We start from the raw sequence: 13,092 nt of genomic DNA on the forward strand, positions 1-13,092 counted from the left end.
CCGCGGCTAGGCTTGAATAACGCCGCGTTGCTCTAGCGAAGTTATCATCAAATCCACCAGCTGGGGCACATCTAGCTCCCCTGCAGGTAAGTCAATCTCTGCTGATTGAGGCGCCTCGTATAGCGAGTCGATACCCGTAAAGTTTTTGATTTCTCCTGCTCGGGCTTTTTTATACAACCCCTTTGGATCTCGTTGCTCACAAACCTCTAGTGGCACATTGACATAGACTTCTATGAACTCTCCTTCCGGCAGTAAGTCACGCACCACTTGACGCTCTGAACGGTGTGGAGAAATAAAGGCAGACAGGACAATCAGGCCCGCATCCGCCATCAGTTTCGCTAGCTCTCCAATACGACGAATATTCTCTTTACGGTCACTGTCTGAAAAGGTTAAGTCTTTACACAGTCCGTGGCGAACATTATCGCCATCAAGCAGGTAAGTATGATAGCCAAGCTGGGCAAGCTTACTCTCTAATGCCCCCGCAACTGTCGACTTTCCTGCGCCAGATAAGCCCGTAAACCACAGCACTGCTGGCTTTTGCTTCTTTAGATTGGCCCTAAAGGCCTTATCCACCGCATGTTGATGCCAAACGATGTTCGGGTCTTGAGATTCCACAGTTGCACTCATGTCACTAAATCCTTTTAAAATGGGAAAAACATAGGGATCAAGGTCAATACCAACGCTGAATAGACCAGTGAAATTGGTAGCCCTATTTTTATATAATCGGTGAGTTTATAGCTGCCGACGCTGTAAACCAGTAAGTTAGTTTGATAACCATAAGGAGAGATAAAACTCGCGCTGGCTCCAAACAGGACCGCCATAATGAATGGCATCGGATCAACACCATAACCAAGGGCTAAACTGTAACCCAATGGAAAAGCGAGCGCTGCGGCTGCGTTATTGGTAATTAACTCAGTGAGCACCAAGGTGATTAAATACGTCGCGACTAAAGCGCCCATTGCGCCATAGCCATTAAATACCTCAATAAACATCTCACCAAGACGAGCTGACAGGCCCGAGGAGAGCATCAGCTGTGCTATTGACAACGCAGCTCCAACAATGATGACAATGTCGCTCGGAAAACGACGACGAATATCACTGACCTGAATGGTCTTTGTCAGTAATAGCGCAATCAAATAGATGCTCAAGCCTTTAATGATAGGTAACACATTCAATAATGCTGCGGCGATCACACCCGCAAAACCAAGTAATACCAGAGCCGACTTATTGCCGTCCATCTTTGCTGACGAGCCCAACTCTTGAACAAACACAAACTCTTTACGGTGGGCTTTAATTTCACTCTCAAACCGCTTGCCAGGGACAACAATCAAGGTATCACCCGCTGCAAGCTCAACAGACCCTAAGCCACCCTCAAGCCTTTCATGGCCGCGACGAATGGCGACCACAACAGCATCAAAACGATCGCGAAAACGACTAGATTTAAGGGTTTTACCTACAAAGTTAGCCGATGAACTGACAACGAGCTCATTGAAGTTTTGCCCATTGAGGTGGTGCTGACCAAACAGTGTCATACCGGGAATTTCTGTCAATGTTGCCACGCTCTCCACGTCACCGCAGAACAGTAAACGATCTCTCGCTTGCAAGATAAAATCTGGGTTAACTGAAGGCACGCTCTTCCCGTCACGAATCACCTCAGCCAAAAAGAGCTTCCGCAAGGCACGTAGATTATTCTCGCTAATACTCCGCCCAACCAAAGGGGAGCCTGGCTCAACACGAGCCTCTAAGAAATACGGCAAATCATCTTGGCTGATTTCATCATAGTCAGGTAACAGATAACTTAATGGAATCAGAATCCCCACCCCACCAATGAGTACTGCTAACCCAATCATGGTCGGTGAAAAGAAACCTAAACTTGGCAAGCCTGCATCTTCCACAAAGCTATTAATGATCAAGTTGGTTGACGTACCAATTAACGTCAAGGTTCCCCCAAGAATGGCGGCATAAGAGAGAGGGATGAGCAACTTCGAAGGTGCATGCTTTCGATTACGCTTTATTGCCCCAATAAGAGAGACAACCACAGCGGTATTGTTAGTGAACGAGGAGAGCAAGGCCGTTGAGACACCCAACTTCGCCACCACGATGCCAAGCCCTCCCTCTGAAATATTGCGACTCACCCAGCTGATGAGTCGCGTTTTCTCCAATGCAACTGACGAGAGAATTAAAAGCACTAAGGTAAGTAGCGATGAATTGGTAAAGTTTGCCGCAAGCGACTCCGCATCAATCAAGCCAAAAATAAACGCCAAAAATGCTGCTCCGGCAAATATATAACTCGGTTTGATACGTGTCACGAGTAAGCATGTGACGATACCCAGTAGCACCGTCAATACAAATCCCTGCTCCCACATTAGCTATCCCTCGCCATGCACTCGTTTAAGACTTCAGTAATTGACTGATGTCTTGCGTACCCCAATGCGGGAAGTGCTTACGAATCAGTGCGTTCAGCTCTAATTCAAAGGCTGAGAAGTCACCGGCTTGCTCCGATACCGCCTCTAGGCTTTCTCGCACAAGGCCCGCTCCAACAGTGACATTGGTCAAGCGGTCAATAATGATAAAACCACCTGTATCCGCACAGCTCTTATATCCATCGAGTGCAACTGACTCTGTTAGAGTCCACTCACACAAACCGATACCATTTAATGGCAAAGCGTGAGTGTCGTGACTAGAAAGGTTGTTAATATCATATTGGTGACGCACCGAAACCAACTGACCTACCGTTTTCTTGCCGGCAATTTTAATGTCGTACTCACGACCAGGCTCCAAAGCCGCTTCGGTCATCCAAACAACATCAGCCAGCAAGTGGTTAGTCGAGGTCACTTGTGCATTTTCAAGCACAATCAAATCGCCACGGCTGATATCGATCTCATCTTCTAAAGTCAGCGTAACCGCTTGGCCTGCGTATGCCTGCTCAAAATCCCCGTCAAAGGTAACGATGCGTGCGACTTTGGACTCTTTGCCTGATGGCAGTGCCTTAATAGCATCGCCAACGCGAATCGATCCAGAGGCAACAGTGCCCGCAAATCCTCGAAAATCAAGATTTGGACGGTTCACATACTGAACAGGGAAACGAAACTCTCCTTGCTCAAGAGACTTATTGACCTCTACATGCTCCAATAACTCAAGCAGTGAAGCCCCTTGGTGCCAAGCCATGCGATGGCTTTTATCGACAACATTATCCCCTTCCAATGCAGAGATTGGGATAATTTGGATATCAATGTTCTCACTTAAGTTTTGAGCGAATTCGAGATAGTCACGCTGAATTTGCTCAAAAGTCTCTTGTGAGTAGTCCACTAGATCCATCTTGTTGACCGCCACAACAAAGTGTTTGATCCCAAGGAGATCAGAAATGAAAGAGTGACGGCGAGTTTGATCAAGAATACCCTTACGAGCATCAATCAAAATGACCGCTAAGTCACACGTTGAAGCGCCCGTGGCCATGTTGCGAGTATATTGCTCATGCCCTGGAGTATCAGCAATGATGAACTTGCGTTTTTGGGTCGAGAAATAGCGGTAGGCTACATCGATGGTGATCCCCTGTTCACGTTCCGCTTGAAGGCCATCAACCAATAAGGCGAGATCCGGTCTTTCGCCCGTCGTACCGACTCGTTGTGAGTCTGAGTGAACGGCGGCCAACTGATCCTCGTAAATTTGCTTAGAATCATGGAGCAAGCGACCAATCAGTGTACTTTTTCCATCATCGACAGAACCACATGTCAAAAAACGCAATAGCGATTTGTGTTGGTGTTGAGTTAGATAGCCTTCAATTCCTAGCTCGGCTAACTGAGCTTCTACAGCACTATTCATTGTCTTTCCTTAGATCCTTTAGAAGTAACCCTGACGTTTTTTCAGTTCCATCGATCCTGATTGATCGTGGTCGATCGCGCGTCCTTGTCGTTCACTTGAGGTCGCCACCAACATCTCTTCAATAATCTCCGTTAATGAATCAGCCTCAGACTCAATCGCACCTGTCAGTGGGTAGCAACCAAGCGTTCTAAAACGAACACTTTTGTTTTCCACTTTCTCTTCCGGCGCAAGCTTCATACGTTCATCATCCACCATAATCAACATGCCATCACGCTCAACAACAGGTCGAGGCGCTGCTAAATAAAGAGGCACAATTTCAATGTTTTCTAGGTAGATGTATTGCCAGATATCTAACTCTGTCCAGTTCGATAGTGGGAACACACGAATGCTTTCGCCCTTGTTAACTTGGCCGTTATAGGTATGCCAGAGCTCAGGGCGCTGATTTTTGGGGTCCCAGGTGTGGTTTTTGTCACGGAATGAATAAACCCGTTCTTTTGCACGAGATTTCTCCTCATCACGTCGAGCACCACCAAAGGCAGCATCAAAGCCATACTTATTTAATGCTTGCTTTAATCCCTGTGTTTTCATCACATCGGTGTGCTTCGACGACCCGTGATCAAATGGGTTAATACCAAGCGCTAAACCTTCGGGATTCTTGTGTACCAGTAAGTCAAACCCATACTTCTTTGCGGTTCGATCACGAAACTCAATCATTTCGCGGAATTTCCAATCCGTATCTACATGCAATAGCGGGAAAGGTATTTTTCCAGGGTAAAAAGCTTTACGCGCCAAGTGCAGCATGACGGAAGAGTCTTTCCCTATCGAATACATCATCACAGGATTATCAAACTCAGCAGCGACTTCACGAATAATGTGAATGCTTTCCGCTTCGAGCTGTTTTAGGTGGGTTAAGCGTTGTTGGTCCATAACATGTCTTCCTTTGTAAGCCAAAAGGCCTAGTGACTCTCTAATTCGTTAGTCAAAATTATATTGAGTTGGCAACGGCATCATTGCTGAAGCGAGTACCAGATAAATACCAGTCTAGTTTTTGAGACAAGGCGACAACCTCACCCACGACGATAAGTGCGGGCGATTGAGCATGGCACGCGATGTCGGACAAAGTGTTGAGCGTACTTGTCCAAACTTTCTGATCTTTTTGTGTACCGCGCTCGATTATTGCCACCGGAGTGCTTGGCGCGCGGCCATGTTGAATAAGTTGTTGGGTAATATATTCAGACTTCATCAAGCCCATATAAATCACCAGAGTTTGATTTCCTCTCGCCAGCGTTGACCAATCAAGCTGATCATCTTTATCCTTCAAGTGGCCAGTAATAAACATCGCAGATTGCGCGTAGTCACGATGAGTCAACGGAATACCAGCATAAGCGGTTGCACCCGCCGCCGCAGTAATCCCTGGCACAACCTGAAATGGCACACCCGCCTCTACCAATACTTCGAGCTCTTCACCACCGCGACCAAAGATAAATGGGTCTCCGCCTTTAATGCGGATGACACGGTAGTTTTGCTGAGCAAATTCGACAAGTAGTTGATTCGTTCTCTCTTGAGGTACGCTGTGGTGCCCAGCGCGTTTACCGACACACACTAAGATACAGTCGCTAGGCACAAGCGCCATGATTTCGTCTGACACTAAATAGTCATACAGAACAACATCCGCCTGTTGTAATAGGTTCATGGCCTTAACCGTTAATAGCTCTGGGTCGCCCGGTCCCGCTCCAATAAGCGCGACTTCACCATGCTGAAGCTGACTCGCCGAGATTCGTGGCTGTTCTTGATTTGATACCAGCTTAAGTAAGCTAGAGGAGATATTTGATGTGTCCGTTGCCATCTGATTGCGATCCATTGCAGAAGAATGGCTCCATTATGGCGATCTCTTTTTATTACCTGAAATTCTAAAATTTCATTTTTTATACACAAAGATGATAAGAGAAAGGAAAGAGAGTTAAAATCACTTCATTTAATTCACATTTTTACACGCCAACGAATGATCTAACTCACGAAAAAACCTGCAAGAAAAACAAATAGAGCACTAAAATTGATACATTAACCGCGATTCAATTCCATTCCCTCTGTTTGCTTGGAGAACGCAATGACACTTGCAGCAAAACCTCTTTCTTTAGCCGTCTTGACTGGCATGCTTACTATGGCTAGCCCTGTAATGGCCGAAACCATTAAGCTACGTATTATCGAAACTACCGACATCCATACTAACGTGATGGATTACGACTACTACCGCGATGCACCTTCTAAGCAAATCGGCCTTTCTCGTGCGGCAACCTTAGTCAAAGAAGCCCGAGCGGAAGTCGAAAATAGCGTACTTGTGGACAATGGTGACCTGATTCAAGGCAGCCCTATGGGTGATTACATGGCGGCTAAAGGCGTTAAGCCGGGTGATATTCACCCAGTTTATAAAGCAATGAACCTAATGGACTACGATGTTGCAAACATCGGTAACCACGAGTTTAACTTTGGTCTAGACTTTCTCGCAGCCACGCTAGAGGGCGCGAACTTCCCTTATATCAGTGCGAACGTATACGACAAGAAAACCGGCGAGCATTACTTTAAGCCATACTTAATTCAGCCATACCAGTTCAAAGATGAAAACGGAAAAGAACACACGGTAAAAGTCGGCTATATCGGCTTTGTTCCACCACAAATTATGGTTTGGGATAAAGCCAACCTAGAAGGTCAGGTCTTTGCACAAGACATCAAAGAGAGCGCTGAGCAGCTCGTACCAGAAATGAAAGCGCAGGGCGCAGAAGTAATTATTGCCATCCCTCACTCTGGCATTTCAACTGATCCATACAAACTGGGTGCAGAGAACTCGACGCTCTATCTCTCTGAGGTTGAGGGCATTGATGCCATCGCCTTTGGTCACGCCCATGCGGTATTCCCAAGTAATGACTTCGCCGATATCCAAGGCATCAATGTTGAAAAAGGCCAAGTGAACGGCGTAACAGCGGTGATGCCAGGTCGTTGGGGTAGCCACGTGGGGATTATGGACCTCACTTTGAAGCAATCAGATGGCCAATGGTCAGTGATTGATGGTCGTTCAGAAGCGCGTGCTATCTACAACAAATCAGAGCAGAAATCTCTTGCGGCAGCCGATGAAGCGATTGTTGCAGCCGTTGCTGACGACCACAAAGGGACTCGTGAGTTTGTTAATCAACCGATTGGTAAAGCAAGCGATGTAATGTATAGCTTCCTCGCCTTGGTACAAGATGACCCAACAATTCAGATCGTCAATCTCGCACAAACTGATTATGTTGAGCGCATGATCCAAGGTGACCCTGACCTTGATGGTATTCCGGTTCTTTCAGCTGCGGCACCATTTAAAGTTGGTGGGCGTAAAAACGATCCAAACAACTTTACAGAAGTCGAGTCGGGCCAGCTTACCTTCCGTAATGCTGCTGACCTATACCTATATCCAAATACCCTAGTGGCGCTAAAAGTAACGGGCCACGAGGTGAAAGAGTGGCTTGAATGCAGTGCTGGACAGTTCAACACTATCGATAAAACCTCTAGCCAACCTCAAAGTTTGATCAATTGGGATGACTTTAGAACCTATAACTTCGACGTAATTGATGGTGTCGAGTACCAAATCGATGTGACGCAACCTGCGAAGTACGATGGCGGCTGTAATGTCATCAATGAAGACTCACAACGTATCGTGAATCTGACTTATCAGGGTAAACCAATCGATACCAAGCAAAGCTTCATTATTGCAACCAACAACTACCGCGCTTTCAGCAACGCATTCCCCGGTACAGGTGAAGAGTTTATTGCGTTTGAAGCCCCAGATGAAAACCGCACTGTTCTAGCGAACTACATCTCGCGTGTTAGTGCAGAGAAGGGACAAGTCGTACCAAGTGCTGACAATAATTGGTCGTTTGCACCAATTGCCACTGAAGCAAAACTCGACGTACGCTTTGAAACGTCACCGAGTGAAAAAGCCGCTAAATTCATCGAAGAGCGTAGCCAATATCCGACGAAACGCGTTGCAACCGATGAAGTAGGCTTTGCGATTTACAGCATCGACCTAACAAAGTAGACGCTGACTACTAGACAACCGAAAATTCCCTGGGCTTTATAGGCCTTGAATGGAATACGAGTTAATTGCTCAAAAAGCAGTGTTACTTTTGTAACGCTGCTTTTTTTATTACTCTAATGCCAATCAATTCAATCCAAGGTAAGTAATGAAATCTCAATCCAAGGCCGAGTGGCAAACGCTGAGTTTTGCACAGCTAGATAATCACCAGCTCTACCAGATCATGAAATTAAGAGTCGATGTTTTCGTTGTTGAGCAGAACTGCCCTTACCCAGAGCTCGATAATAAAGATCATCACTCTGAGGTTCGCCATATCGTTGGCATGGTGAATGGTGATATTGCGGCATACTGTCGGGTGCTCCCTACTGGGCTGAGCTACTCGGCACCAAGTATTGGACGTGTGATTGTGGCGCAAGCCTACCGCGCAGATAAACTTGGCCATGAGCTATTAAGACGTGCGATAGAGAGTTGTGAAACCTTGTGGCCAAATGAGCTGGAGATCAAGATTGGTGCGCAGCAACATCTCAAAGGCTACTATCATCAACACGGGTTTATTCGTTGCAGCGAGATGTATCTAGAGGATGGGATCCCACACATCGATATGGTGAGAAACCCAACCAAACACAATTAATTACTTACTGCGCCCAAAGCCACCATCGGAAAGACGGAAAAAGATCACTGCACCTTGAGGAGAGTCGAGCTGGATAATATCCAACGCACCTTCTGGTGTGCGCTTAAAACGGACAAGTTGACCTTGGCGCAGGCGACTCAGTGGTTGATCGTCACCCTCGATACGCACTAACGTGTTTAAGTCAGCCATGGGGAACCCTTGATTGCGGAAGATCTTTGCAAGAGTATCGCCTTGTTTGACGGTGTAATCTTGCCACGCAGGCTCTGCTGCTTGAGTGGTACTTGCTTGTTCTCTTGTACTTAAGCTTTGAGTATTGATTGGAATTTCAATTCGACTGGTCGACGCGCTCTGTACCGAAGTTTCTGATGTTGATCCCCCGCCTGACGGCAACAAAAGCAAAATGAGCACGACTGGGACCAATACCATAAGGATACGTCGGTGTAACTGAGGTAAGCGCATCCAAACAGGCTCGACACGATCGCGAACTGACGTAAAGGCCACCCGCCAATCAAAGGCGTGGAACTGCTTTTTCACTGATTCAAGTGGATCTTGTTGTTGGCGCTTTTTGCGACGACGATTCATCCCATCTTTCCCTAAAAATACCGTCAAACCGACTCGGCTTATAGACAAACAGTATATCGAAAGATAATCCCTAAAGTCACCTCTGATAGTTTGAACTTAGCACTGTTTCACGCTTGATTGACACAAGATACCTGTTATCCTTTTCGGTTCAACTAACAAAGAGAGTGACAGAATGTCTGAAGTTAAATTTGAAACTGTAGAGCAAAAAGCAAGCTACGGTATCGGTCTTCAAATGGGCCAACAACTAGCTGGTTCAGGTCTAGAAGGTCTAAACGTTGACGCAATCGCTGCTGGTATCGCAACGGCACTAACAGGCGATATGCCAGCAATCGAAGTTGATGAAATCAACAACGCACTTCAAGAGCTTCACACTCGCGTTGAAGCCGCTCGCCAAGAAGCAGCTAAAGCTGCTGCAGCTGACGGTGAAGCGTTCCTTAAAGATAACGCTCTTCGCTCAGAAGTAACGGTTCTTGAATCTGGTCTTCAATATGAGATCATCACAGAAGGTACAGGTGAAATCCCAACTTCTGACAAGCAAGTTCGCGTTCACTACCACGGTGAGCTAACTGACGGTACAGTATTCGACAGCTCAGTATCTCGCGGCCAACCAGCAGAGTTCCCAGTAACGGGTGTTATCAAAGGTTGGGTTGAAGCACTACAACTAATGCCTGTAGGCTCTAAGTGGAAACTATACATTCCTCAAGACCTAGCATACGGTGAGCGCGGCGCTGGCGCTGCTATCCCTCCGTTTGCTGCTCTAGTGTTCGAAGTAGAGCTACTAGACATCCTGTAATTAAGCAGATGGTTTTATTTAAGCGACGCAACTGCGTCGCTTTTTTTTGTCTAAACTATAGGAACAACAAAAACGAAAACGTTATCGTCAGACCAAACTCAATAAGGCGAAAGCCGCTCAAGGAGAGACCATGAAAGCAACAAGCCTCGTTTGTACTTCTCTACTCATATTTTCTTCAAGCAGTTTTGCTTTTCTCGATTCACTCGACAGCAGTGACACAGAGAGTGCAAATGACTTAATGGGAATGGCATCCAGTGCGATGTCTGACTCCGCATCATCACCACTATCCGATTTACTCTCTAGTCAACTTTCAGTGTCACCCGAACAGGCTGCGACAGGTTCAGGCGCACTATTATCACTTGCTCAAAGTCAACTGTCATCGGATAACAGCAGTGAGCTAATGTCACTGATACCGGGGCTCTCGGAGATGGGGGGCGTTTCAAGTATGCTCGGCTCGATAGAAAATCTAGATGCTGTAACAAGCGTATTTGAAGCCGTAGGCTTAGACGCTTCAATGGTGACTCAGTTTGCGCCGGTCATTCTCGGTTACTTAACCGATCAAGGTGCAAGTGAAGGGCTACTTAGCTCTCTGGGGAGTTTGTGGCAGTAAGTATCAACTTATTTAAGGGCGGGAATCGTATTCAAGGACAGACAAAAGATACAAAAAAGCCGAGCATTATATGCTCGGCTTTTTAGCTAAACGAAACTGAGATTACTCAGCAGCAGCTTCTTCAGATGCTTCAGGGCGATCTACAAGCTCAATGTAAGCCATTGGAGCTTTATCACCAGCACGGAAGCCAGCTTTTAGGATACGAGTGTAACCGCCCTGACGAGCAGCAAAACGTGGACCTAATTCGTTAAATAGTTTTGCAACTACTTCGTTATCACGAGTACGTGCAAATGCTAGACGACGGTTAGCAACACTGTCAGTCTTAGCTAGTGTAATCAAAGGCTCAACTACGCGACGTAGCTCTTTTGCTTTTGGCAAAGTAGTCTTGATAACTTCATGACGTACTAGAGAGCTAGCCATATTGCTGAACATCGCTTTGCGATGTGAGCTGTTGCGGTTGAGTTGACGACCACTCTTACGATGGCGCATGACCTAATCCTTCTAACTAGTATCGATTAATCTTCAGCGATAGACGCTGGTGGCCAGTTTTCTAGGCGCATGCCCAGAGAAAGACCACGTGATGCAAGTACGTCTTTAATCTCAGTAAGAGATTTTTTACCAAGGTTAGGCGTTTTAAGTAGCTCAACCTCAGTGCGCTGTACAAGATCACCGATGTAGTGAATCGCTTCTGCTTTCAAACAGTTAGCAGAGCGAACTGTTAGTTCAAGATCGTCTACAGGACGCAGTAGGATCGGATCGAATTCTGGCTTCTCTTCCTTCTCCTCAGGTACACGTACATCACGAAGATCTACGAACGCATCCAATTGCTCAGCAAGAATTGTTGCTGCGCGACGGATTGCTTCCTCAGGTTCAAGAGTACCGTTCGTTTCCATATCGATAACAAGCTTGTCCAAGTCAGTACGCTGTTCAACACGAGCTGCTTCAACCGCGTAGGCAATTTTGTCTACTGGGCTGTAAGTCGCGTCTACAAGCAAACGACCAATTGGACGCTCATCTTCTTCGGTATGAATACGAGCTGAAGCTGGAACGTAACCACGACCACGTTCTACTTTGATACGCATAGCGATCTCAGCATTGTCATCCGTTAAGTGACAAATTACGTGTTCAGGGTTTACGATCTCTACATCACCATCATGGGTGATGTCACCTGCAACCACAGGGCCTGAGCCTGATTTGTTCAACGTAATAAACACTTCATCTTTGCCTTCGGCAACGCGAACAGCAAGACCTTTAAGGTTAAGAAGAACTTCAAGAATATCTTCCTGAACACCTTCTTTAGTGCTGTATTCGTGTAGTACGCCTTCAATCTCTACTTCAGTGACAGCACAACCTGGCATAGAAGATAGTAGAATACGGCGAAGTGCATTACCAAGAGTATGGCCAAAACCACGCTCTAATGGCTCAAGAGTTACTTTTGCGTGAGTCGTGCTGATTTGTTCGATATCAACAAGACGTGGCTTAAGAAATTCTGTTACAGAACCCTGCATTGTGTCCTCTCTTTAGTTTAAACCTTACTTAGAGTAAAGCTCGACGATCAATTGTTCGTTGATGTCAGCAGATAGATCTGAACGCTCAGGCATACGCTTGAATGTACCTTCCATCTTACCAGCATCTACTTCAATCCAAGTTGGTTTTTCACGTTGTTCAGCAACTTCTAGAGCCGCTTTAACACGAGCTTGCTTTTTAGCTTTCTCGCGAATAGAAACAACGTCGTTAGCCGCAACTTTGAAAGAAGGAACATTTACAACGTTACCGTTAACTAGGATAGCTTTGTGGCTAACTAGCTGACGAGATTCAGCGCGAGTAGCACCAAAGCCCATACGGTAAACTACGTTGTCTAGACGACCTTCTAGAAGCTGAAGCAGGTTCTCACCTGTGTTGCCTTTAAGACGTGCAGCATCTTTGTAGTAGTTACGGAATTGTTTTTCTAGAACGCCGTAGATACGACGAACTTTTTGCTTCTCACGAAGCTGAACGCCATACTCAGATAGACGACCGCGACGAGCGCCGTGTACACCTGGTGCGTTATCAATTTTACACTTGGTATCGATCGCGCGTACACCAGACTTAAGGAATAAGTCAGTACCTTCGCGACGGCTAAGCTTCAGCTTAGGACCCAAATATCTTGCCATGATTCTTCTCCAATTATCCTAGAAACGTTATACGCGACGTTTCTTAGGTGGACGACAACCGTTATGAGGGATTGGTGTAGCATCAACAATGTTTGTGATGCGGTAACCAGCTGCATTCAGAGCGCGAACAGTAGATTCACGACCTGGACCAGGACCCTTAACCATAACTTCCAAGTTCTTTAGACCGTATTCTTTAGCCATTTCAGCACAACGCTCAGCAGCAACCTGTGCAGCGAACGGAGTAGACTTACGAGAACCACGGAAACCTGAACCACCTGCAGTAGCCCATGCTAGAGCGTTACCTTGACGGTCAGTAATAGTTACGATTGTGTTATTAAAAGAAGCATGGATGTGCGCAACACCGTCTGCAACTTGTTTGCGAACGCGTTTACGCGCGCGAGTTGGTTGTTTAGCCATTGTACTCTACCTTCCCGA

The 13,092-nt window shown here is 46.4% G+C and carries 14 protein-coding genes; 4 read left to right on the forward strand and 10 right to left on the reverse strand.

Features of this window, described 5'->3' with window-relative positions:
• Positions 1 to 6 precede the first annotated feature (6 nt).
• Genes cysC through cobA form a run of 5 tightly spaced genes read right to left on the reverse strand, consistent with a single transcriptional unit; the run spans position 7 to position 5,668 of the window.
• The gene (gene cysC / locus QWZ05_RS11280) at positions 7 to 627 is read right to left on the reverse strand and encodes an adenylyl-sulfate kinase (RefSeq protein WP_290298443.1); all 621 of its coding nucleotides are present in this window, start codon (positions 625 to 627) and stop codon (positions 7 to 9) included.
• A gap of 14 nt (positions 628 to 641) precedes the next feature.
• Positions 642 to 2,366: an SLC13 family permease gene (locus QWZ05_RS11285; RefSeq protein WP_290298444.1), complete on the reverse strand. Its 1,725-nt coding sequence runs from the start codon at positions 2,364 to 2,366 to the stop codon at positions 642 to 644.
• A 25-nt stretch (positions 2,367 to 2,391) separates the two neighbouring features.
• Positions 2,392 to 3,822 (reverse strand): sulfate adenylyltransferase subunit CysN, encoded by a 1,431-nt coding sequence (cysN, locus tag QWZ05_RS11290; RefSeq protein ID WP_290298445.1) that lies wholly within the window; start codon positions 3,820 to 3,822, stop codon positions 2,392 to 2,394.
• 18 nt (positions 3,823 to 3,840) lie between these two features.
• Positions 3,841 to 4,773 carry a sulfate adenylyltransferase subunit CysD gene (cysD, locus tag QWZ05_RS11295; RefSeq protein WP_290298446.1) on the reverse strand — a complete coding sequence of 311 codons (933 nt, stop codon included), beginning with the start codon at positions 4,771 to 4,773 and terminating at the stop codon, positions 3,841 to 3,843.
• Between the two features lie 34 nt (positions 4,774 to 4,807).
• Entirely contained in the window at positions 4,808 to 5,668 is an 861-nt protein-coding gene (gene cobA / locus QWZ05_RS11300; protein ID WP_290300782.1) for a uroporphyrinogen-III C-methyltransferase, read from the reverse strand.
• 261 nt (positions 5,669 to 5,929) lie between these two features.
• Here cobA and QWZ05_RS11305 point away from each other — a divergent pair, with 261 nt between their 5' ends.
• Positions 5,930 to 7,891, forward strand: coding sequence for a bifunctional 2',3'-cyclic-nucleotide 2'-phosphodiesterase/3'-nucleotidase (locus tag QWZ05_RS11305; RefSeq protein WP_290298448.1), 1,962 nt, complete (start codon positions 5,930 to 5,932; stop codon positions 7,889 to 7,891).
• Positions 7,892 to 8,036: 145 nt separating this feature from the next.
• Complete coding sequence (locus QWZ05_RS11310) at positions 8,037 to 8,519, forward strand: GNAT family N-acetyltransferase (RefSeq protein WP_264874010.1); 483 nt, start codon at positions 8,037 to 8,039, stop codon at positions 8,517 to 8,519.
• Here the strand turns inward: QWZ05_RS11310 and QWZ05_RS11315 are convergent, their stop codons facing one another.
• Positions 8,520 to 9,101 carry a LysM-like peptidoglycan-binding domain-containing protein gene (locus QWZ05_RS11315; RefSeq protein ID WP_264874012.1) on the reverse strand — a complete coding sequence of 194 codons (582 nt, stop codon included), beginning with the start codon at positions 9,099 to 9,101 and terminating at the stop codon, positions 8,520 to 8,522.
• 172 nt (positions 9,102 to 9,273) lie between these two features.
• On the opposite strand from QWZ05_RS11315, the gene bamJ reads away from it, so the two are divergent.
• Positions 9,274 to 9,894, forward strand: a complete 621-nt coding sequence (gene bamJ, locus QWZ05_RS11320; protein WP_264874013.1) for a BamJ family beta-barrel-assembly machinery protein — start codon at positions 9,274 to 9,276, stop codon at positions 9,892 to 9,894.
• 130 nt (positions 9,895 to 10,024) lie between these two features.
• Positions 10,025 to 10,504 (forward strand): DUF2780 domain-containing protein, encoded by a 480-nt coding sequence (locus QWZ05_RS11325; RefSeq protein WP_290298452.1) that lies wholly within the window; start codon positions 10,025 to 10,027, stop codon positions 10,502 to 10,504.
• A gap of 102 nt (positions 10,505 to 10,606) precedes the next feature.
• Here QWZ05_RS11325 and rplQ read toward each other — a convergent pair whose 3' ends face one another.
• The 4 genes from rplQ to rpsK are packed head-to-tail and all read right to left on the reverse strand — an operon-like array spanning position 10,607 to position 13,074.
• Positions 10,607 to 10,993: a 50S ribosomal protein L17 gene (gene rplQ / locus QWZ05_RS11330; RefSeq protein ID WP_031493230.1), complete on the reverse strand. Its 387-nt coding sequence runs from the start codon at positions 10,991 to 10,993 to the stop codon at positions 10,607 to 10,609.
• A 26-nt stretch (positions 10,994 to 11,019) separates the two neighbouring features.
• Positions 11,020 to 12,012, reverse strand: a complete 993-nt coding sequence (locus QWZ05_RS11335; RefSeq protein ID WP_164647232.1) for a DNA-directed RNA polymerase subunit alpha — start codon at positions 12,010 to 12,012, stop codon at positions 11,020 to 11,022.
• Positions 12,013 to 12,036: 24 nt separating this feature from the next.
• A complete protein-coding gene (gene rpsD, locus QWZ05_RS11340; protein ID WP_264874020.1) occupies positions 12,037 to 12,657 on the reverse strand; it encodes a 30S ribosomal protein S4 in 621 nt (206 codons plus the stop codon).
• Positions 12,658 to 12,684: 27 nt separating this feature from the next.
• Positions 12,685 to 13,074 carry a 30S ribosomal protein S11 gene (rpsK, locus tag QWZ05_RS11345; protein ID WP_005597095.1) on the reverse strand — a complete coding sequence of 130 codons (390 nt, stop codon included), beginning with the start codon at positions 13,072 to 13,074 and terminating at the stop codon, positions 12,685 to 12,687.
• Between the last annotated feature and the right edge of the window lie 18 nt (positions 13,075 to 13,092).

Source organism: Vibrio agarivorans (assembly GCF_030409635.1).
In the GTDB taxonomy this organism is placed as follows: Bacteria; Pseudomonadota; Gammaproteobacteria; order Enterobacterales; family Vibrionaceae; genus Vibrio; species Vibrio agarivorans.

What these genes read in the sequence shown, in the direction of transcription:
- QWZ05_RS11285 (WP_290298444.1), bottom strand. Translation starts at nt 2,366, where the DNA reads ATGTGGGAGCAGGGATTTGTATTGACGGTGCTACTGGGTATCGTCACA.
- QWZ05_RS11335 (WP_164647232.1), bottom strand. Translation starts at nt 12,012, where the DNA reads ATGCAGGGTTCTGTAACAGAATTTCTTAAGCCACGTCTTGTTGATATC.
- cysC (WP_290298443.1), bottom strand. Translation starts at nt 627, where the DNA reads ATGAGTGCAACTGTGGAATCTCAAGACCCGAACATCGTTTGGCATCAA.
- cysN (WP_290298445.1), bottom strand. Translation starts at nt 3,822, where the DNA reads ATGAATAGTGCTGTAGAAGCTCAGTTAGCCGAGCTAGGAATTGAAGGC.
- QWZ05_RS11305 (WP_290298448.1), top strand. Translation starts at nt 5,930, where the DNA reads ATGACACTTGCAGCAAAACCTCTTTCTTTAGCCGTCTTGACTGGCATG.
- rpsK (WP_005597095.1), bottom strand. Translation starts at nt 13,074, where the DNA reads ATGGCTAAACAACCAACTCGCGCGCGTAAACGCGTTCGCAAACAAGTT.
- bamJ (WP_264874013.1), top strand. Translation starts at nt 9,274, where the DNA reads ATGTCTGAAGTTAAATTTGAAACTGTAGAGCAAAAAGCAAGCTACGGT.
- QWZ05_RS11310 (WP_264874010.1), top strand. Translation starts at nt 8,037, where the DNA reads ATGAAATCTCAATCCAAGGCCGAGTGGCAAACGCTGAGTTTTGCACAG.
- QWZ05_RS11325 (WP_290298452.1), top strand. Translation starts at nt 10,025, where the DNA reads ATGAAAGCAACAAGCCTCGTTTGTACTTCTCTACTCATATTTTCTTCA.
- rpsD (WP_264874020.1), bottom strand. Translation starts at nt 12,657, where the DNA reads ATGGCAAGATATTTGGGTCCTAAGCTGAAGCTTAGCCGTCGCGAAGGT.
- cobA (WP_290300782.1), bottom strand. Translation starts at nt 5,668, where the DNA reads ATGGCAACGGACACATCAAATATCTCCTCTAGCTTACTTAAGCTGGTA.
- rplQ (WP_031493230.1), bottom strand. Translation starts at nt 10,993, where the DNA reads ATGCGCCATCGTAAGAGTGGTCGTCAACTCAACCGCAACAGCTCACAT.
- QWZ05_RS11315 (WP_264874012.1), bottom strand. Translation starts at nt 9,101, where the DNA reads ATGAATCGTCGTCGCAAAAAGCGCCAACAACAAGATCCACTTGAATCA.